1 protein-coding gene is annotated in these 242 nt (G+C 43.8%); it reads left to right on the top strand.

Annotated features, from left to right (window positions below):
- Positions 1-242: nitroreductase family protein (locus tag SB660_RS23260; RefSeq protein WP_410584920.1), on the top strand; the 242-nt coding region annotated here is incomplete at both ends.

Consider the following 242-nt stretch of genomic DNA (forward strand, 5'->3'; position numbering starts at 1 on the left):
TGCAAGCAACTTTCTTCCAGAACATCCAATCACAAGAGATGAGCTCAACGAAATGTTTGAATTGGTTGCGTTGGCTCCATCAGCTTTTAATTTGCAGCATACAAAATATGTGACGGTTCTTGACCCGGAGGTAAAAGAAAAGCTGAAGCAGGCCGCAAACGGACAATATAAAGTGTTCAGCTCATCAGCGGTTCTTTTGGTTTTAGGGGATAAGCAGGCATATCAGCAAGCGGCTGACATCT

The organism is Bacillus sp. SIMBA_005 (assembly GCF_046535585.1).
Taxonomy (GTDB): domain Bacteria; phylum Bacillota; class Bacilli; order Bacillales; family Bacillaceae; genus Bacillus; species Bacillus pumilus.